19 protein-coding genes and 1 riboswitch are annotated in these 18,303 nt (G+C 71.3%); of the genes, 11 read left to right on the top strand and 8 right to left on the bottom strand.

Translation table 11 applies throughout. The features are described from left to right. Positions 1-198 precede the first annotated feature (198 nt). Complete coding sequence (locus tag OH768_RS38330) at positions 199-738, bottom strand: SAV_6107 family HEPN domain-containing protein (protein WP_359604943.1); 540 nt, start codon at positions 736-738, stop codon at positions 199-201. Between the two features lie 168 nt (positions 739-906). Between OH768_RS38330 and OH768_RS38325 the strand changes: the two genes are divergently transcribed. The 5 genes from OH768_RS38325 (at position 907) to OH768_RS38305 (ending at position 6,948) form a co-directional block, all read left to right on the top strand. After that, positions 907-1,635: an ATP-binding cassette domain-containing protein gene (locus OH768_RS38325; RefSeq protein WP_406460715.1), complete on the top strand. Its 729-nt coding sequence runs from the start codon at positions 907-909 to the stop codon at positions 1,633-1,635. Then, complete coding sequence (locus tag OH768_RS38320; RefSeq protein ID WP_406460714.1) at positions 1,607-3,691, top strand: YhgE/Pip family protein; 2,085 nt, start codon at positions 1,607-1,609, stop codon at positions 3,689-3,691. Before OH768_RS38325 ends, OH768_RS38320 begins: the two co-directional genes overlap by 29 nt. 62 nt (positions 3,692-3,753) lie before the next feature. After that, positions 3,754-4,383, top strand: coding sequence for a TetR/AcrR family transcriptional regulator (locus OH768_RS38315; protein ID WP_093625738.1), 630 nt, complete (start codon positions 3,754-3,756; stop codon positions 4,381-4,383). Between the two features lie 381 nt (positions 4,384-4,764). Further along, complete coding sequence (locus OH768_RS38310) at positions 4,765-5,391, top strand: DUF4126 domain-containing protein (RefSeq protein WP_406460713.1); 627 nt, start codon at positions 4,765-4,767, stop codon at positions 5,389-5,391. A gap of 45 nt (positions 5,392-5,436) precedes the next feature. Then, entirely contained in the window at positions 5,437-6,948 is a 1,512-nt protein-coding gene (locus OH768_RS38305) for a phytoene desaturase family protein (RefSeq protein ID WP_406460711.1), read from the top strand. A 3-nt stretch (positions 6,949-6,951) separates the two neighbouring features. Here the strand turns inward: OH768_RS38305 and OH768_RS38300 are convergent, their stop codons facing one another. The 6 genes from OH768_RS38300 to OH768_RS38275 form a co-directional block, all read right to left on the bottom strand. Further along, positions 6,952-7,953, bottom strand: coding sequence for a hypothetical protein (locus OH768_RS38300; protein WP_406460709.1), 1,002 nt, complete (start codon positions 7,951-7,953; stop codon positions 6,952-6,954). Positions 7,954-8,009: 56 nt separating this feature from the next. Next, a complete protein-coding gene (gene metF / locus OH768_RS38295; RefSeq protein ID WP_400973535.1) occupies positions 8,010-8,933 on the bottom strand; it encodes a methylenetetrahydrofolate reductase [NAD(P)H] in 924 nt (307 codons plus the stop codon). 110 nt (positions 8,934-9,043) lie between these two features. After that, a complete protein-coding gene (gene thiE, locus OH768_RS38290) occupies positions 9,044-9,700 on the bottom strand; it encodes a thiamine phosphate synthase (RefSeq protein WP_406460707.1) in 657 nt (218 codons plus the stop codon). 117 nt (positions 9,701-9,817) lie between these two features. Next, positions 9,818-10,189 (bottom strand): Rv2175c family DNA-binding protein, encoded by a 372-nt coding sequence (locus tag OH768_RS38285; RefSeq protein WP_019067778.1) that lies wholly within the window; start codon positions 10,187-10,189, stop codon positions 9,818-9,820. Between the two features lie 64 nt (positions 10,190-10,253). After that, entirely contained in the window at positions 10,254-11,483 is a 1,230-nt protein-coding gene (locus tag OH768_RS38280) for an NAD(P)/FAD-dependent oxidoreductase (RefSeq protein WP_406460705.1), read from the bottom strand. 32 nt (positions 11,484-11,515) lie between these two features. Next, the gene (locus tag OH768_RS38275) at positions 11,516-11,770 is read right to left on the bottom strand and encodes a hypothetical protein (RefSeq protein WP_406460704.1); all 255 of its coding nucleotides are present in this window, start codon (positions 11,768-11,770) and stop codon (positions 11,516-11,518) included. A 52-nt stretch (positions 11,771-11,822) separates the two neighbouring features. Continuing rightward, positions 11,823-11,934: riboswitch (TPP riboswitch) on the top strand. On the opposite strand from OH768_RS38275, the gene thiO reads away from it, so the two are divergent. The 5 genes from thiO (at position 11,932) to OH768_RS38250 (ending at position 17,057) form a co-directional block, all read left to right on the top strand. Beyond that, a complete protein-coding gene (thiO, locus tag OH768_RS38270) occupies positions 11,932-13,104 on the top strand; it encodes a glycine oxidase ThiO (protein WP_406460702.1) in 1,173 nt (390 codons plus the stop codon). It overlaps the preceding riboswitch by 3 nt. Beyond that, positions 13,101-13,301, top strand: coding sequence for a sulfur carrier protein ThiS (gene thiS, locus OH768_RS38265; RefSeq protein WP_201049026.1), 201 nt, complete (start codon positions 13,101-13,103; stop codon positions 13,299-13,301). Before thiO ends, thiS begins: the two co-directional genes overlap by 4 nt. A gap of 3 nt (positions 13,302-13,304) precedes the next feature. Then, complete coding sequence (locus OH768_RS38260; protein WP_406460700.1) at positions 13,305-14,099, top strand: thiazole synthase; 795 nt, start codon at positions 13,305-13,307, stop codon at positions 14,097-14,099. Positions 14,100-14,203: 104 nt separating this feature from the next. Then, positions 14,204-16,138, top strand: coding sequence for a Stk1 family PASTA domain-containing Ser/Thr kinase (gene pknB / locus OH768_RS38255; protein WP_406460698.1), 1,935 nt, complete (start codon positions 14,204-14,206; stop codon positions 16,136-16,138). A 34-nt stretch (positions 16,139-16,172) separates the two neighbouring features. Then, entirely contained in the window at positions 16,173-17,057 is an 885-nt protein-coding gene (locus tag OH768_RS38250) for a deoxyribonuclease IV (RefSeq protein WP_406460696.1), read from the top strand. On the opposite strand, the gene OH768_RS38245 is transcribed toward OH768_RS38250, so the two are convergent. Continuing rightward, entirely contained in the window at positions 17,052-17,666 is a 615-nt protein-coding gene (locus OH768_RS38245) for a sulfite oxidase-like oxidoreductase (RefSeq protein ID WP_388109250.1), read from the bottom strand. The genes OH768_RS38250 and OH768_RS38245 overlap by 6 nt on opposite strands. A gap of 157 nt (positions 17,667-17,823) precedes the next feature. Here OH768_RS38245 and bfr point away from each other — a divergent pair, with 157 nt between their 5' ends. Next, positions 17,824-18,300: a bacterioferritin gene (gene bfr, locus OH768_RS38240; RefSeq protein WP_019067787.1), complete on the top strand. Its 477-nt coding sequence runs from the start codon at positions 17,824-17,826 to the stop codon at positions 18,298-18,300. Positions 18,301-18,303: the final 3 nt, after the last annotated feature.

Here is an 18,303-nt window from a genome sequence, read left to right as displayed (position 1 = left end):
CTCCACCCTATTGCCTCCGGTGCCGCACCCGGTCATGTGTCTCGCGCGGCGAACACGTACGCGCTCCGCTGGTGGAGCGGTGGTGAACCTGCGGGCCGGTGGGGGCTGGTCGCGCGCACGCGGCAGAGCCGCATATCGATACAGCCCCGCGCCCCCTTTCGGGGCGCGGTAAATCACCGGAGTTCGCCCGGGCGCCGTTTACCCCGCGCGGTCCCCCGGCCGCTCCGGGTCCTGGCGTGGCTGGGGCAAGACCGGCTGGAGGACGAGCATCCGCTCCACCAGGCGCAGGAACATCGCCACGTCGCGTATGAGGTCGTCGGCGTCCCGGCGGGTCGCCGCGCCCTGGATGCCCGCCTCGGCCCGGGCCCGGCGCCGGGCACCGGAGGCGAACAGGGCGCTCCACTCGGTGAGTTCGGGTGCTATCTCGGGGAGTACTTCCCAGGCGCTGCGGATGCGGGCGCGGCGCCGGGCCGTGGGTTCCGGCTGGGCGCGCGCGGCGAGTACCGCGGCGGCGGTGCGCAGGGCGGCGAGGTGGGCCGTCGCGTAACGCTCGTTCGGCGTTTCGAGGACGGCTGCCTCGTCCAGTCCGGCGCGGGCCTGGGCGAGCAGGTCGAGGGCGGCGGGCGGGGCCGTGGCCCGGCGGAGCACGGGGTGCACGTCGCTCGCCGGGCCGGTCAGTGAGGGGGCAGGGCCGGGGGCGCGGCGCCGACGGGCGGCGGCTGCGGACGAGTTGGCCATGACGAACCTCCTGTCGTCTGTGTGACGGCACTGGTGCCGTATGTGCCCATCGTGAGGTATGGCACTGACAATCCGTTCTGACCTGCGCTTTTGCTTCGATCGAAGGTTCGCGTTAGTTTTTGCACTGACCAGTCAGTTCAAAAGTTCGGCACCAGGGGATGGGGAAGCGTGGGTGGGGTCGGTGTCACGGCCGAGGACTTCGGGGTCAAGGGGCCGCGTGGCTGGGCGTTCCGGGGAATCTCCCTGGACGCCGGGCCCGGGTCGCTGATCGCCGTCGAGGGGCCGTCGGGGTCCGGGCGTACGAGCCTGCTGCTCGCGCTCACCGGGCGGATGAAGGCGTCCGAAGGGACCGCCCGGGTTGGCGAGTTGACGCTGCCGAAGCAGTCGGCGGCCGTACGGCGGGTCGGCGCGCTGGCCAATGTCGCCGGGGTCACCGACCTCGATCCGGCACTGACCGTCGGCGAGCACCTGCGCGAACGGGCCGCTCTGCAACGGCGGTTCGGGGACTCCGTACGCGCGATGCTGCGGCCACGGTCCATGGGGGTCCCCCCGCTCGAGCGAAGTCGAGAGTGGGGGAGGGCGGTCGATGCGGGACTGCGGATCGAGCGGGCGCTGACCGCGGCCGGTCTCGACCTCGACGCCCTGCCCAAGGGCTCACGGACCGCCGTACGGGATCTGGAACGGCCGCAGGAGTTGCGGCTGTCCATTGCGCTGGCGCTCGTCGGGCGGCCGGCCCTGCTCGGTGTGGACGACGTCGATCTCAAGCTCTCGGATGCCGAACGGGCGGAGATCTGGGACCTGTTGAGGTCCCTCGCGGATTCCGGAACGACTGTCGTGGCAGTGTCCACCGAGGGAACGGAGAAGGCCGATGCACGCGCCCAAACTGGCCGCGCTTGAGCTCAGGCGCTTCGGCAGGGGCAAGCTGCCGCGCGCCGCGCTCGTCGCCCTCCTGCTGCTGCCACTGCTGTACGGCGCCCTGTACCTGTGGTCCTTCTGGGACCCGTACGGCCGCCTGGACCGCATCCCCGTGGCGCTCGTCAACGACGACCGGGGGACGACGGCCGACGGGAAGAAGCTCACGGCGGGCGACGACATCACCCGAGGGCTGCGCGAGAGCAGGACGTTCGAGTGGCACGAGGTGAGTGCGGGCACCGCGCGGAAGGGCGTCGAGGACGGCACGTACTACTTGTCGTTGACCATGCCGGCCGACTTCAGCCGGCGCATCGCCTCGAGTGCGGGCGACTCCCCGGAGACGGGCGCGCTCCAGGTGCGCACGAACGACGCGAACAACTACATCGTCGGCCAGATCTCCCGGACGGTGTTCAGCGAGGTGCGCTCGGCCGCTTCCACCAAGGCCTCGCGGACCTTCCTGGACCGGATCTTCGTGTCGTTCTCCGACATCCACGGCCAGACCGTGAAAGCGGCCGACGGCGCCGATCGGCTCAAGGGCGGCATCGGTACGGCCGAGGCGGGCTCCAAGGATCTCGCCGATGGCCTGAAGGACGCCAAGAAGGGCAGCGGGAAGCTCTTCAAGGGCCTGGCGAAGCTCGACACGGGCGCGGGCGACCTGGAGGACGGTTCGCGGCAGGTGGCGGCCGGGACACAGACCCTCTCGGACACGGTCAACGGGGTCGCCGGCAGGGTGGGGCCCTTCCTGAAGGACAACGAGAAGTCCATCGGGGACGCGGCCCAGTTGGTCGCCGACTCGGCCAGGACGATCCGCGCCAACCTGGGCACCTTGGTGAAGACGGCCCCGGTCGCCGCCAAGGGAGCGCACGCGGCGTCCGACACCCTGAACGACGTCTACAGGGCGCGCTGCGAAACCGCCGTCCTTGACGACACCGCCTGCCCCGACCTGAAGAAGGCCGCCCAGGCCGCCGCGGACGTGGCCAAGGTCGCCGACGACGTCGACAGCCTGGTGGCCGATCAGAACGGCGACCTGAAGAAGCTCGACACGAATCTGCGCACCCTTCAGACGCAGGCCCAGGCGCTCGCCGACCGCGCACCGCACCTCTCCGAGGACCTCGACGACGCGGTGGCCAGGATCAACAAGCTGAACGACGGCGCCGGGAAGGTCGCCGCGGGCGCCAAGACGCTGCACACCGGGCTCGGCACGGCCAAGACCGGCGCGACCGCCCTGGACACCGGGGTCGGCAAGCTGAAGACGGGCGCCGTGGACCTCAGCAGCGGCCTGTACAAGCTCGTCGACGGCTCCGGGAAGCTCGCCGGGGGACTGCACGACGGCGCCGCCCAGATCCCCGACTACGACAAGCAGGACCGCGAGCAGCGCACCGGGGTCATGGCCGACCCGGTCCAACTGGCCTCCCAGAACCTGCACAAGGCGCCCAACTACGGCACCGGATTCGCCCCGTACTTCATCCCGCTGTCCCTGTGGGTGGGCGCGATGGTGGCGTACATGCTGATCGCGCCCATGAACCGGCGCGCGCTCGCCGCCGGTGCCCCGGCCCGGCGGATCGCGCTCGCGGGCTGGCTGCCGGTGGTGGCGGTCGGGATGCTCCAGACGGTGGCCCTGATGGCCGTACTGCACTGGGCGATCGGTCTGCAGATGACGCACGCGGCCGGCACGGTCGGCTTCCTGTTCCTGGTGACGGCGTGCTTCGCGGCGATCGTGCAGTGGCTGAACGCGTGCTTCGGGGCGGCGGGCCGGATCCTCGTACTCGCCCTGCTGATGCTCCAGTTGACGTCGGCGGGCGGCACCTATCCGGTACAGACCAGCCCGGGCTTCTTCAACGCGATCCACCCCTTCCTGCCGATGAGTTACGTCGTCGAGGCACTACGGAGGCTCATCACGGGCGGCGGTCCGGAACCCGTGTGGCACGCGTGCGTGGTCCTCGTCGCCTTCACCGCGGGTGCGCTCGCGCTGACCGCGCTGTCGGCGCGCCGCCGCCAGGTGTGGACGCTCGACCGGCTACACCCGGAGCTGAGCCTGTGAGCGCGCGCGGGACCTCGACACCCGTGCCCGCGGCGGCAGCCGAGCCTGTGACAATCAGGCCCATGGAAAGCAGCAGCACCCCGTCGGGCGGCAGCACGCGCCGCGAGGCCACCCGGCAGAAGCTCTACGAGGCGGCCGTCACGCTCATCGCAGAACAGGGCTTCTCGGCCACCACGGTGGACGAGATCGCCGAGCGTGCCGGGGTCGCGAAGGGCACCGTCTACTACAACTTCGCGAGCAAGTCCGTCCTCTTCGAGGAACTGCTGCGACACGGTGTGGGCCTCCTCACCGCATCCCTGAGGGAGGCCGCCGAGCAGACCGCGCGGGACGGCGGCAGCAAGGTGGACGCCCTGGACGCGATGATCCGCGCGGGCCTCGGCTTCATCGCCCGCTACCCGTCCTTCACCCAGCTCTACGTGGCCGAGCTGTGGCGCACCAACCGCGCCTGGCAGTCCACGCTCATGGTGGTGCGGCAGCAGGTGAACGCGGCCATCGAGGACGTGCTGCACGCGGGCGTGGCGAACGGCGAGTTCAGCCCTGAGATCGATGTCCGGCTGACCGCGGCGGCGCTGGTCGGGATGGTCCTGGTGGCCGCCCTGGACTGGCAGTCGTTCCAGCCGGAGCGCTCCCTGGACGACGTCCACTCGGCGCTGTCCCGGCTGCTCCAGGGGCGGGTGAGCGGAGACCGCTGAGGCGGCACACAAGAAGAGCACGCACAGAAGCGCCGGTCCGTTGTGGCCGCGTCCCCCGCGGGCCGCCCCGAACCGGCGCTCCCTTGTGCTTCCCCCGTACGTTCCCCCTGTTGGAACCCCCGTCGGTCAGTCCCCCTGGGTTCCCCCGTGCCTCGCTTCCGCCGACGTTCCGGCGGAAGGAGCGGCCAAGGGCGCGGGCCCCGTTCCGCCGCCCCGTGTCGGCGGTACCGGAGCCGCGCCCCTTTCCGTGTCTCCACTCTCTCGTTCGCGCAGGTCGCACCCCATCCGCGCGCGTACTCATCTCACCCCCTAGGTACGCATACTCAGCCGTACGCACTCAGGCCCAGGACGCCCTGTTGCCGAGTGGTTACTATCGCCCCCGTGTCCGTACTCCCCCTGGTCTTCACCAGCGGCTGGGCCAGCGGCATCAACGCCTACGCGGTGGTGCTGCTGCTCGGTGTCTTCGGCGCGACCGGGGTGAGCGACGCCGTCCCCGAGTCGCTGCAACGCCCTGAGGTCCTCGTCACAGCGGCCGTGCTGTTCCTGTGCGAGGCGGTCGCCGACAAGATCCCCTACGTCGACTCCGTGTGGGACTCCGTGCACACCCTGATCCGGCCGGCCGCCGGGGCGTGGGTCGGCGCGGTGCTCGCCGGGCACAGCGGTTCGCTGAACGATGTGGCGGCGGGACTGATCGGCGGTTCGACGGCGCTGGCCAGTCATACGGTCAAGGCCGGGACACGGATGGCGATCAACACCTCGCCTGAGCCGTTCAGCAATGTGGTCATGAGTCTCGCGGAGGACCTCGGGGTCGGCGGGATCGTCTCGTTCGCGATGTTCCATCCCCAGGCGGCGGCGATCATCGCGGCCGTGCTGCTGGCGGCCGGGCTGACGGTCCTGTTCTTCCTGGTCTCGCGGATCCGCCGGTTCCTGCGCCGCCGGGCCCAGCTCCGGGAGGAGAAACGGCTGGCCTCGCAGGTGGGAGGGCCACCGCACCGATCGCCGTGGTGACGACCCGTGACCGGACTGTCAGTGGTGGCCGATAAAGTCGCAGGCATGGCACGGATTGCGGTGATCGGCGCCGGCATGGGCGCGATGGCGGCCGCTGCCCGGCTGGCCGTCGCGGGCCACCGGGTGGCGGTGTACGAGCGTACGGAGACGTACGGCGGTGCGGTGCGCCGCTTCGAGCGGGACGGTTTCTCCTTCGACACCGGCCCCGGGCTGCTGCCCGTCCCCGCGGTCTACCGCGACCTGTTCATCAAGACCGGCAAGGAGCCGCTGGAGGACCTGGTCGAGCTGGTCCAGGTCGACCCGTCCTCGCGACACGTCTTCGCGGACGGCACGGAGGTGTCGCTGCCGAACGCCTCCCGCGCGGGCGTCGTCACGGCCCTGGACGAGGCGCTGGGCGCCGGCGCGGGGCAGCGCTGGGGCGACTTCCTGATCCGGGCCCGCGAGGCCTGGGACCGCACCCGCAGGCCCCTCCTGGAGGAGCCGTTGTGGCCCAACTGGTCGGTGCTGGCCGAGCAGGAGCCCTATCCGGCGGTCCCGCACAAGAAGCTGCTGCGCACCCGCCGGGCGAGCACCCTCGCCGAGATCGGCGCCTGGGAGCTGCGCGACGAGCGCCTGACGGCCCTCCTGGAGAGCCACGCCCTCGCGTACGGCCTCCATCCCCGGTCCGCTCCGGCCGGCGCGGCCGTGCTGCCGTACATGGAGCACGCCTTCGGCACCTGGTATGTGCGGGGCGGCATACGGGAGTTGGCGCATGCGGTGTACGAGCGGTGCGTGGCGCGGAAGGTCGAGTTCGTCTTCGGGACCGAGGCCACCCGGGTCCTGGAGAAGGACGGGCGGGCGGCGGGAGTCGAACTGGCCGACGGGACCGTGGTCGACGCGGACCATGTCGTGGCGGATGTGGACCCCGCGCGGCTGCGGGCCCTGACGGATCGTCCGCTGGACGGGGACGGTGACGTGCGGGCCGACCCCGACTCGCCCCGGCCGGTGCGGTTGACACTCCTGTTGGCCCTGCGCGGTGCGCGCGAGGCCGGAGCCGCCCATCGGACGGTGGTCCACGCCCCGGACCGCGAGGCCGAGTTGGACTTCCTGGCCTCCCCGGGCGGCGACGAGCCCCGCTGCCCCACGGTGACGGTGCTGCGCCCCGACGACCCCGCGCTGCGGCCGGACGGCGAGCACGAGTCGGCGGTGGTGTCCGCCGTGCTGTCGAGCGAGGCCGGCTGGGGGGAGGAGAGCACGGTCGCGCGTTACACCGACTTCCTCCTCAAGGCCGCCGAGTCCGCCGTGCCGGGTCTGCGGGAGCGCCTGTTGTGGCACGAGGTGCGCACACCCGGGGACACGGAGAGCGAGACCGGCGCCCGCTCCGGAGCCGTGCCCGCACCCTCGCTCGCCGCCGGCCGGGGCCGTTTCCTCCATCCGGCCAACGCCACACGCCTGCCCGGTCTCTACCGCGTCGGCGGCTGGTCGCACCCCGGCGGCGGGCTCCCGCACGCCGGTATGTCCGGCGCGCTGGTGGCCGGACTGATCGTGGAGGGGCCGCAGTTCAGAGGGTCTCAGTAGGCTTCAGAAACGGTACTGCTCGTCGTAACCGGGGCCCGACTGCGGCTGCTGCTGTTGCTGCTGGCCGTCGCCCTGGTAGTACTGCTGATCCGCCGGGAGTTCGCCGCCGTAGGTCTCGTCATTGCGCTGCTGCGGGACCCACACCCCGCCGGCCGGGGTCTCGCCGACATAGCCGTTGCCGTACTGGTCCTGCGTGTAGCCCTGCTGGGGATACTGCTGCTGGCCGTCGTAGCCCGTGTCGTACGTGGCGCCGCCGTAGGTCTGGGTGCCGATGTACGGGTCGGAGTAGGCCGCGTACTGCTGCTGGCCGGTCGTGTCGTAGCCGTACTGCTGCTGGTCGTAGCCGGAGTAGGTGTCGTAGCCGTACTGCTGCTGGTCGGCCGCCGCGTAGGCCTGGTCCTGGGTCTGGCCGGCCGCCGCTGCCGCGTAGGCCTGGTCCGTGCCCGCGTAGTTCGGGTCGGCGGCGTTCGCGTACGCGGTGGCGCTGTAGACGCCGTAGGAACCGGTGTCGTCCGGCAGGGGCTGCGGCTCGTAGACCGAGGTGGTCTCGGCGGCCGTGGGGTCGAGCGGCCGGTTCGGGGTGAAGACGTCGTCGCGGTCGTAGTCGCCGTCCGCACCGAAGTCGGACTTGTTCTGGCCGTACTCCTGGAATGCGGGCTGGGCGCCGGTCGAGTCCAGGCCGGAGGCCTCCAGGCCCGGGTCCTGCTCGTCCGGTTCGCCGCCGCGGCGCATGAAACCGCCGGCGCCCGGTCGCCCGGAGACCGCCCAGCCGGCTTCGAAGCCGCGGCGGAACGACAGGGTGACATAGGTCTGGCCGATGGCGAAGGCCACCGCGCCCAGTCCGATCACGACGACGGAGGGCATCAGGACGCCGAGCACGACGCCCAGGAAGCCGACGAAGGCGAGCAGTCGCCAGCGCAGCCGCGCCTTGTACTGCAGCAGCACCTCACCGAGCAACCACAGTGCGACGATGCCGAACGCGATGTAGAGGACCGTCCAGCCCATGTACGCCCCTCTCCCAGTGGCCGCTACGCAGTGTGTCGTATGTCCGGGCGGCCGGTCTAGGCCCGCGGTGGGTGGTGCAGGCCCAGGTTCTCGTAGATTTCCAGCGTCGCCGTGGAGTTGTTGAGCGTGATGAAGTGCAGTCCGGGCACTCCCTCGGCCAGCAGCCGGGCGCAGAACTCCGTGGCGAAGTCGATCCCGATCGAGCGTACAGCCGCCGGATCGTCTTTGGCTGTGAGGATTCGCTCTTTCAGAGCGTCCGGGATGACGGCGTTGCTGAGCTGCGGCAACCGCTCCAGCATCCGCACGCTGGTCACCGGCATGACCTCGGGGATGACCGGGGTGGCGCAGCCCGCGGCGCCGACGCGGTCGCGCAGGCGAAGATACGACTCCGGGCGGAAGAACATCTGGGTGATCGCGTAGTCGGCGCCGGCCCGGCACTTGTCGACGAAGTGCCTGACGTCCGTGTCCCAGTCCGGGGAGCGCGGGTGCAGCTCCGGGAAGGCGGCGACGCCGACGCAGAAATCGCCCGACTCCTTGATGAGCCGCACCAGTTCGGCCGCGTACGTCAGGCCTTGCGGGTGCGCCACCCAGTCGGCCATGGGGTCGCCGGGCGGGTCGCCGCGCACGGCGAGGATGTTGCGGATCCCGGCGTCGGCGTACTGGCCGATGATGTTGCGCAGTTCGGCGACGGAGTGGTCGACCGCGGTGAGGTGGGCGACCGGGGTGAGCGTGGTGTCGGCGACGATCTGCTCGGTCTCCTTGACGGTGCCCGCGCGGGTCGAACCGCCGGCGCCGTAGGTCACGGAGACGAAGTCGGGGGCTACCGCCTCGACCCTCCGCAGCGCGCTCCACAGGCTTCGCTCACCCTTGGGGGTCTTCGGCGCGGAGAACTCGAACGAGTACGTGTTCTTGCCGGTCGCGAGCATGTCGCGCACCGTCCGTGCGCGATCGGTCCTGGTGGATGCGATTCCGAAGGCCATACCCGCAGGTTAGTCAGGGGACGGCGGTCACCCAACCGGAACCGGAAATTTGCCTGATTTGTCGTCCTGTTGTCCACCCACCGGACAACAGCCCGACACCCGGACCGCTCTCAGGGCTGCCGGAGCCGCTTGGCGAACTCGGCCGCTGACGCGCCCGGGTCGTCGGCCTCCGTGATCGCCCGTACGACGACGACCCGGCGGGCGCCCGCTTCGAGCACCTCGTCGAGGTTGCCGAGGTCGATGCCGCCGATGGCGAACCAGGGGCGGTCGGTGCCCAGGGCAGCCGTGTACCGGACCAGGTCGAGGCCCGGGGCGTGACGGCCGGGTTTGGTGGGGGTCGGCCAGCACGGGCCGGTGCAGAAGTAGTCCACGCCCTCCTGGACGGCGGCTGCGGCCGCCTCCGCCTCCGCGTGCGTGGAGCGGCCGATCAGGACGTCGTCGCCGAGGATCGCGCGGGCCGCGGGGACCGGGAGGTCGCCCTGCCCCAGGTGCAGTACGTCGGCGCCGGCGGCATGGGCGACGTCCGCGCGGTCGTTGACCGCGAGCAGTCTGCCGTGCCGGGCGCAGGCGTCGGCGAACACCTGGAGGTGCTCCAGCTCCTCGGCGGCCTCCATGCCCTTGTCGCGCAGCTGCACGATGTCGACCCCGCCGGCCAGGACCGCGTCCAGGAACTGGGCGAGGTCGCCCTGGCGTCTGCGGGCGTCCGTGCAGAGGTAGACCCGGGCGTCGGCGAGTTCCGCGCGTACGGCGGCTGCGGTGTCGGGCATGCGTGTGTCCCCCGTTGTCGTTCGTCTTCGTTGCGCGGTGGTGCCGTGTACGGGCCGCGGGCGAGCGTGCCGCGGCCCGTACACCGGTCGGTCGTCCGGGTCAGCCGGTCGTCCGGGTCAGACGGCGAGCGCCTGGGCGCGGCGCTTCACCTCCGTGCCGCGATTCTCGCTCAGGGCCTGCGCGGGGGTGCCGGGCAGGCTGGGGTCGGGGGTGAAGAGCCACTCCAGCATCTCTTCGTCGGAGAAGCCGTCGTCCCGCAGGAGCGTCAGGGTCCCCGTGAGGCCCTTGACGACCTTCTGCTCGGCCCCGTCGATGAAGGCGGCGGGGACGTGCAGCGCGCGGTTCTCACCACGGCGTACGGCGATGACTTGGCCCTCCTTGACCAGCTGCCGCACGCGTGTCACCTCGACATCGAGCATCTCTGCGATGTCGGGCAGCGTGAGCCAGGCGGGGACGAGAGCATCGATCTTTGCGTCAATCTCGGTCACGTAAACAGCGTGCCATCCCGGACTGACAGTCGGAAGCCGGGCCGGTCCGACTCGGGGGGACGAACTAGGCGATAGCGGCCTTCATCGGGAGAGAAGGGTCCGCCAGCGGCCCGGGATTCATCGGCGTGCCCGACTCGATCAGGCGGCGGCCCTGGGCCAGGTCACGGGGGCGGCCGACCGCGAGAACGGCCACCAGGCGGTCCCCGCGCAGCCAGCAGAAGGTCCAGGCCGGGGTGGCCGGGTCGCCGCGCCACAGGGTCGTGTCGGCGGACGCGTGATGGCCGACGTACTGGACGAAGCGGCCGAACTGCTCGGACCAGAAGTACGGCACCGGGTCGTAGACCGCCGGGGTCTGGCCGACGATGTTCGCGGCGACCGTGCGCGGGCCCTGGAGGGCGTTGTCCCAGTGGTGGACGAGAAGGCGCTCGCCGTACCTTCCCGAAGGGAAGGAGGCGCAGTCGCCGACCGCGTACACGTCCGGCACCGAGGTGCGCAGCCGGTCGTCGGCCACGACCTCGCGGTGGGCGCCCAGCTCGATGCCGGAGTCCGCGAGCCAGCCGGTGGCGGGGCGGGCGCCGATCCCGACCACGACGGCTCCGGCGGGCAGCCGGGTGCCGTCGTCGAGGACCACCGCGCCGGGTTCGACGCGCTCCACGCGCGTGTGCGTGCGCAGCACGGCTCCGGCGTCCGCGTACCAGGCGGCCATCGGCGCGGCCACGTCGGCGGGCAGCGCGCCCGCGAGCGGCCGGTCGGCGGCTTCTACGACGGTCACCGCACAGCCCGCCTCGCGCGCGGCCGTGGCGAACTCGGCGCCGATCCAGCCCGCGCCGACGACCACGATGTCGTGCTGCCGCGCGAGCACCGGCCGCAGCCGCTCGGCGTCGTCCAGGGTGCGCAGCAGATGCACCCCGGGGATGCCGTCGGCGCCCGGCAGCCGGATCGGTTCGGCGCCGGTGGCGAGGACGAGGACGTCGTAGGGCACCGGGCCCTCGGCAGTGTCCAGTTCGTGGTCTCCGGGGCGCAGGCCCGACACCTCGCGCCCGAGCCGGAGTTCGATGCCGAGCGCCTCGAAGTCGACGTCGAAGGCGGAGCCCTCGGCCTTGCCGAGCAGGACGGCCTTGGACAGCGGGGGCCGGTCGTAGGGCTGATGGGGTTCGGCGCCGAGAAGGGTGACGGTGCCGGTGAAGCCCTGTTCGCGCAGGGCGACCGCGGTCTGCACCCCGGCCATGCCCGCGCCGACGACGACCACTCGCCGCCCTGCCCCCGCGCCCTGTCCCCGTGTCTGCTCGCTCATCCGATCACCATAGACACCTGCCAAATCGTCAGTCAGGGGGCGCGTTCAGTGACCTGTTCCACAACACTCGTCCCGCTCCCCGGCTGCGACTCCCACTCCCAGGTCTCGTCGAGACGGTCCCCCGCGCGCGTGCCGACGAGATGCCCGCGTACGACGTCGCCGCCCGCGTACTCGGCCCAGATCTCGCCGTCCTTCTCGTGGTAGGCGAACCGGGTGCGGGTGCCGACCTGACCCGGTGCCTGGTCCGCGACCGGGGCGAGGACGAGACCCTCGAGCGAGCGGACCATGGACGGAGGCTCCCTTACTGGGACATGGGGTACGGGCTAGGGTGGCCAACGTACAAGCACTCGCGGGAGTCCGGACGCACCGGGCTGAGAGGGAGGCTGGCGGCCTCCGACCGTACGAACCTGATCCGGGTCATGCCGGCGAAGGGAGGGGCTGGACGCCCATGCCTACACGTACGTCAGACGTCCTCGTCGTCGGGGGCGGGATCATCGGCCTGGTCACGGCCTGGCGGGCCGCGCAACGCGGGTTCGCCACCGCCGTCGTGGACCCCGACCCGGGCGGCGGGGCCGCGCAGGTGGCCGCCGGGATGCTGGCCGCCGTCACGGAACTGCACTACGGCGAACAGACGCTGCTCGCCCTCAACCTGGCCTCGGCGCAGCGCTACCCGGACTTCGCGGCCGAGCTGACCGACCTCACCGGCCTCGACCTCGGCTACCGGCGCTGCGGCACCCTGGCCGTCGCCCTGGACGCCGACGACCGCGCCCACCTCCGTGAACTGCACGCCCTGCAGCACCGGTCGGGCCTGGACTCCGAGTGGCTGTCCGGGCGCGACTGCCGGCGCCTGGAGCCGATGCTCGCACCGGGGGTGCGCGGGGGGCTCCGGGTCGACGGGGACCACCAGGTCGACCCGCGGCGGCTGGCGGGCGCCCTGGTGGCCGCGTGCGAGCGCGCCGGGGTCGCCTTCCACCGGACGTGGGCCGAGCGGCTCACGGTCGGGCAGGACCGCGCCACGGGGGTCGTCACGCGTGAGGGTGATGTGCTGGGCGCGGACCAGGTGGTGCTCGCGGGCGGCAGCCTCAGCGGGCGGCTTGCCGGGGTCCCAGGCGACGTCCTGCCGCCCGTACGGCCCGTGAAGGGGCAGGTGCTGCGGCTGACCGTGCCGGAGCGGTACGCGCCGTTCCTGAGCAGGACCGTGCGGGCCGTGGTGCGTGGCAGCCACGTCTATCTGGTGCCGCGCGAGAACGGCGAGCTGGTCGTCGGCGCGACCAGCGAGGAACTGGGCTGGGACACCACGGTGACCGCCGGCGGTGTCTACGAACTGCTGCGCGACGCCCACGAGTTGGTCCCCGGGATCACCGAACTGCCGCTCACCGAGACCCGGGCCGGACTGCGCCCGGGCTCCCCCGACAACGCGCCGCTGCTGGGCCCGACCGAACTGCCGGGACTGCTGCTGGCCACCGGGCACTACCGCAACGGCGTGCTGCTCACGCCGGTCACCGGCGACGCCCTCGCACACGCCCTGGCCACCGGCGAACTCCCGGACGAGGCACGCCCGTTCACCCCGAAGCGGTTCGCCCGCGCGGAACGCACGGCACTCGTGGAGCAGCCCGCATGAACGTCTCCGTCAACGGGGAGCCCCGGGTGATCGCGCCCGGCACGGCTCTCGACACCCTTGTGCGCACCCTGGCCCCGTCGCCCTCCGGGGTGGCCGCCGCCCTCAACGAAACCGTCGTCCCGCGCGCGGAGTGGCCCTCGACCTCCCTCTCCGAGGGGGACCGCGTCGAGGTCCTCACCGCCGTCCAAGGAGGCTGACCCATGGCCGACGACCCCTTCGTCCTCGGTGGTACGTCCTTCACGTCCCGGCTGATCATGGGCACCGGGGGCGCGCCCAGCCTCGACGTCCTGGAGCGCGCGCTGGTCGCCTCCGGGACGGAGCTCACGACGGTCGCGATGCGGCGCGTGAACGCTTCCGTGCACGGTTCGGTGCTGTCCGTCCTGGAGCGGCTCGGCATCCGGGTGCTGCCCAACACCGCGGGCTGCTTCACGGCGGGCGAGGCGGTGCTGACGGCCCGGCTCGCGCGGGAGGCGCTCGGGACGGCACTGGTCAAACTTGAGGTGATCGCGGACGAGCGCACCCTGCTGCCCGACCCGATCGAGCTGCTGGACGCCGCCGAGACCCTGGTCGACGACGGGTTCACGGTGCTGCCGTACACGAACGACGATCCCGTGCTGGCGCGGAAGCTGGAGGACGTCGGGTGTGCGGCGATCATGCCCCTGGGGTCGCCGATCGGTTCCGGGCTCGGTATCCGCAATCCGCACAACTTCCAGCTGATCACCGAGCACGCGCGCGTGCCGGTGATTCTGGACGCGGGGGCCGGTACGGCGTCCGACGCGGCGTTCGCGATGGAGCTGGGGTGCGCGGGTGTGATGCTTGCCTCGGCGGTGACGCGGGCGCAGGAGCCGGTGCTGATGGCGTCCGCGATGCGGAGCGCGGTGGAGGCGGGGCGGCTGGCGTTCCGGGCGGGGCGTATCCCCCGTAGGCACTTCGCCGAGGCGTCGTCTCCGACGACCGGCCTGGCCCGTCTGGACCCCGAACGTCCGGCGTTCTGAACTCCCGCTCCCCAGGGTGGGATCCGTCACAGCTCGGCTGCAGTACCGCCCCGAAACTGGCCGAAAAGGCGGTGCTGTCAGCCTCGGCTCGTACACTCACCTGCGTGGATACGACCCTTCATGACCCTCTCGTCGGGCAGTTGCTCGACGGCCGCTATCGCGTCGACGCGCGGATCGCCGTCGGCGGGATGGCCACGGTCTACCGGGCCGTGGACACCCGCCTGGACCGGGTCCTCGCGCTCAAGGTGATGCACCCGACGCTGGCGGCCGACGCCTCCTTCGTCGACCGGTTCATCCGCGAGGCCAAGTCGGTGGCGCGGCTGGCGCATCCGAACGTGGTGCAGGTCTTCGACCAGGGCGCCCAGGGGACGTACGTCTATCTGGCGATGGAGTACGTCGCCGGCTGCACCCTGCGGGACGTGCTGCGCGAGCGCGGGGCGCTGCAGCCGCGTGCCGCGCTGGACATCCTGGAGCCGGTGCTGGCCGCGCTGGGTGCCGCGCACCGGGCCGGGTTCGTGCACCGGGACATGAAGCCGGAGAACGTGCTCATAGGGGACGACGGCCGGGTCAAGGTCGCCGACTTCGGGCTGGTCCGGTCCGTGGACACGGTCACCAGCACCACGGAGAACGTGCTCGGCACGGTCTCGTATCTGGCGCCGGAGCAGATCGAGGGCGGCACGGCGTCCCCCCGGGTCGACGTGTACGCGTGCGGTGTCGTCCTGTACGAGATGCTCACCGGCCAGAAGCCGCACGACGGGGACTCCCCCGCGATCGTGCTCTACAAGCACCTGCACGAGGACGTCCCGCCGCCTTCGGCCGTCGTGCCGGGGCTGGCGTACGAGCTGGACGAGCTGGTCGCCACGGCCACCGCGCGTACCCCGGACATCCGGCCGTACGACGCTGTCTCGCTGTTCGGTCTGGTCCGGGAGGCGCGGGCGGGGCTGAGCGACGAGCAGTTGGACGCGGTGCCGCCGCAGGCGCTGACCTCGGAACATCCCCACTCCGAGAACCGTACGAGTGTGATCCCGCGCTCGCTGACCGTGCCGCGTCCGCTGCCGGTCAACGAGGACGACGAGCCCGGTGACCCGTTCAACCGGACCAGCCGGTTCGAGAGCGGGCCGCCGCTGCCGCCCCGGCGGCGCGACGCACGGCGGCCCCGGCGCGGGCTGCTGGCGGTCATTGCCGCCGTACTGCTAATCATCGGGGTCGGGACGGGCGTCTGGTACATCAACTCCGGCCAGTTCACGAAGGTCCCGCCGCTGCTGGCGAAGACCGAGCCGCAGGCGAAGGAGCGGCTGAAGGAGGCGGGTCTGGACGTCAAGTCGGTGAAGCACGCCTACAGCGACACCGTGAAGCGCGGCACCGTCATCAGCACCGACCCGGTGGCCGGCGCCCGCATCCGGGACAACGACTCGGTGACCCTGACCATCTCGGACGGGCCGGAGACCGTGAAGGTGCCCGATCTGACGGGCTTCGTCCTGGACAAGGCGCAGGCCCTGCTGAAGCAGGACGGGCTGGCGGCCGGCATGGTCACCAAGGAGTTCAGCGACGACGTCCCCAAGAACTTCGTGATCAGCACGGACCCCGAGGCGGGCACCGAGCGCCACGCGGGCTCCGCGATAGCCCTGACCGTCAGCAAGGGCAGCGCGGTCGACGTGCCCGACGTCACCGGTGAGGACCTGGACAACGCGAAGTCGGACCTTCAGGAGGCCGGTCTCACGGTGAAGGTGTCCGACACCGAGGTCACCTCGGAGTACGACGCGGGCCAGGTCGCCCAGCAGACCCCGGCCGGCGACAGCCAGGCCGCCGCGGGCGACACGGTGACGCTGACACTCTCCAAGGGCCCGGAGATGGTCGAGGTCCCGAACGCGGTCGGCGCCAGCGTCGACGCCGCGACGAAGCTCCTTGAGGAGTCCGGCTTCAAGGTCAAGGAGGACCGCGGACTGCTCGGCCTGTTCGGCGACACCGTGAAGAGCCAGTCCGTGGACGCGGGCGAGCAGGCCCCCAAGGGGTCGACGATCACGATCACCATCCGGTGACGGGGGCGGCACGCGCGCGTGACACCCTGGACGGGTGAGCAGCGCGTCCCCCTCCCGCATCCCTTCCCGCAACCCCGTCGGCGGCCATGTCCCGGTGGCCGGCGGTCTCCACTCCGTGGGGCTGTCCTACGCCCGTGAGCTGGCCGCCGAGACCGTGCAGGTCTTCGTCGCCAACCCGCGCGGCTGGGCCACACCGGTCGGGAACCCGCGCCAGGACGAGGAGTTCCGCGCGGTGTGCGCGGCCGAGTCGATCCCGACGTACGTGCACGCGCCGTACCTGATCAACTTCGGCTCGCACACCGAGGCCACCGTAGAAAAATCGGTGGAGTCGCTACGGCATTCGCTCCGGCGGGGACGGGAGATCGGCGCGCTCGGTGTGGTCGTGCACACCGGGAGTGCGACGGGTGGGCGGGAGCGGGCGGTGGCGCTGGCGCAGGTGCGGGAGCGGCTGCTGCCGCTGCTGGACGAACTCACCCATGACGACGACCCGTTCCTGCTGCTGGAGTCGACGGCCGGCCAGGGTTCGTCGCTGTGTTCGCGGACCTGGGACTTCGGGCCGTACTTCGAGGCGCTGGACGCCCATCCGAAGCTGGGCGTGTGCCTGGACACGTGCCACATCTTCGCCGCCGGGCACGATCTGACCGGTCCGAGCGGGATGCACCAGACGCTCGATCTGCTGGTGGACACGGTGGGCGAGGGGCGGCTGAAACTGATCCATGCCAACGACTCCAAGGACGTCGTCGGCGCCCACAAGGACCGCCACGAGAACATCGGTTCCGGGCACATCGGCGAGGAACCGTTCCGCGCGCTGATGACCCACCCGGCGACCGCGGGCGTACCGCTGATCATCGAGACGCCCGGCGGCAGGGAAGGGCACGCGGCGGACGTGGAGCGGCTGAAGAAGCTCAGGGACTCATAGTTCGGGACCCTCGCCGGGCCCCTCCTGGTACGAGTACCGCTGTTCCTTCCACGGGTCCCCGACGTTGTGGTACCCGCGCTCCTCCCAGAACCCGCGCCGGTCGGCCGTCATGTACTCGACGCCCCGGACCCACTTCGGGCCCTTCCAGGCGTACAGGTGGGGGACGACCAGGCGGAGCGGGAAGCCGTGTTCGGCGGTGAGGAGTTCGCCGTCCTTGTGGGTGGCGAAGATGGTGCCGTCGGCGGCGAAGTCGGCGAGCCGGAGGTTGGCGCTGAAGCCGTACTCCGCCCAGACCATGACATGGGTGACGGCGGGTGACGGCGGGGCGGTCTCCAGGATCGTGCGGGCGGGGATGCCGCCCCATTCGGCGCCCAGCATGCTGAACTTCGTGACGCAGTGCAGATCGGCCACGACCGAGTCGTAGGGCAGAGCCGTGAACTCGTCGTGGTTCCAGCAGTGCTTGTCACCGTCGGCCGTGGCGCCGAAGACCCTGAACTCCCAGCGCTCGGGGCGGAACTTGGGGACCGGGCCGTAGTGGGTGACCGGCCAGCCGCGCTGAAGTCGCTGGCCGGGCGGCAGCTCGGACTGTTCGACCCCTCTCTGACCCATGGCTCCATCCTGACAGACGGGGGCCGGTGCACATGACCGGCCCTGGGTGGATTCGGGCAACTCCTACTAAGCATGCACTTACTGGACGGCCTCTTCGCGCCGGTGCAATCATGCGGCGCAACCCGCCAGTTCCCTTGTTTTGGAAGGAGCCTCTGCGATGCAGGGCGACCCCGAGGTCCTCGAGTTCCTGAACGAGCAGCTCACCGGTGAGCTGACCGCGATCAACCAGTACTGGCTGCACTACCGCATCCAGGACAACAACGGCTGGACCAAGCTCGCCAAGTACACGCGTGAAGAATCCATCGACGAGATGAAGCACGCGGACAGGATCACCGAGCGCATCCTGATGCTCGACGGTCTGCCGAACTACCAGCGGCTGTTCCACGTCCGGGTCGGTCAGACGGTCACCGAGATGTTCCAGGCGGACCGGCAGGTGGAGGTCGAGGCGATCGACCGCCTCAAGCGGGGTATCGAGGTGATGCGCGCGAAGGGCGACGTCACGTCCGCGAACATCTTCGAGGACATCCTCGAGGACGAGGAGCACCACATCGACTACCTCGACACGCAGCTCCAGCTGATCGAGCAGCTCGGCGAGGCGCTCTACATCGCGCAGCAGATCGAGCAGCCCAGCTAGGGT

Origin of the sequence: Streptomyces sp. NBC_01622, from assembly GCF_045209635.1 — a bacterium.
Lineage (GTDB): Bacteria > Actinomycetota > Actinomycetes > Streptomycetales > Streptomycetaceae > Streptomyces.
Note: the sequence above shows the minus strand (reverse complement) of the source record. Positions and strands in the feature narration are given on the sequence as shown.

Excerpts from the sequence above, each read along its gene's own strand:
- OH768_RS38275 (WP_406460704.1), bottom strand. The coding sequence starts at position 11,770 with ATGGTCCGCTCGCTCGAGGGTCTCGTCCTCGCCCCGGTCGCGGACCAG.
- OH768_RS38245 (WP_388109250.1), bottom strand. The coding sequence starts at position 17,666 with ATGGGTCAGAGAGGGGTCGAACAGTCCGAGCTGCCGCCCGGCCAGCGA.
- OH768_RS38260 (WP_406460700.1), top strand. The coding sequence starts at position 13,305 with ATGGCCGACGACCCCTTCGTCCTCGGTGGTACGTCCTTCACGTCCCGG.
- OH768_RS38315 (WP_093625738.1), top strand. The coding sequence starts at position 3,754 with ATGGAAAGCAGCAGCACCCCGTCGGGCGGCAGCACGCGCCGCGAGGCC.
- thiO (WP_406460702.1), top strand. The coding sequence starts at position 11,932 with ATGCCTACACGTACGTCAGACGTCCTCGTCGTCGGGGGCGGGATCATC.
- metF (WP_400973535.1), bottom strand. The coding sequence starts at position 8,933 with ATGGCCTTCGGAATCGCATCCACCAGGACCGATCGCGCACGGACGGTG.
- bfr (WP_019067787.1), top strand. The coding sequence starts at position 17,824 with ATGCAGGGCGACCCCGAGGTCCTCGAGTTCCTGAACGAGCAGCTCACC.
- OH768_RS38330 (WP_359604943.1), bottom strand. The coding sequence starts at position 738 with ATGGCCAACTCGTCCGCAGCCGCCGCCCGTCGGCGCCGCGCCCCCGGC.
- OH768_RS38280 (WP_406460705.1), bottom strand. The coding sequence starts at position 11,483 with ATGAGCGAGCAGACACGGGGACAGGGCGCGGGGGCAGGGCGGCGAGTG.
- OH768_RS38300 (WP_406460709.1), bottom strand. The coding sequence starts at position 7,953 with ATGGGCTGGACGGTCCTCTACATCGCGTTCGGCATCGTCGCACTGTGG.
- OH768_RS38320 (WP_406460714.1), top strand. The coding sequence starts at position 1,607 with ATGCACGCGCCCAAACTGGCCGCGCTTGAGCTCAGGCGCTTCGGCAGG.
- thiS (WP_201049026.1), top strand. The coding sequence starts at position 13,101 with ATGAACGTCTCCGTCAACGGGGAGCCCCGGGTGATCGCGCCCGGCACG.
- OH768_RS38305 (WP_406460711.1), top strand. The coding sequence starts at position 5,437 with ATGGCACGGATTGCGGTGATCGGCGCCGGCATGGGCGCGATGGCGGCC.
- thiE (WP_406460707.1), bottom strand. The coding sequence starts at position 9,700 with ATGCCCGACACCGCAGCCGCCGTACGCGCGGAACTCGCCGACGCCCGG.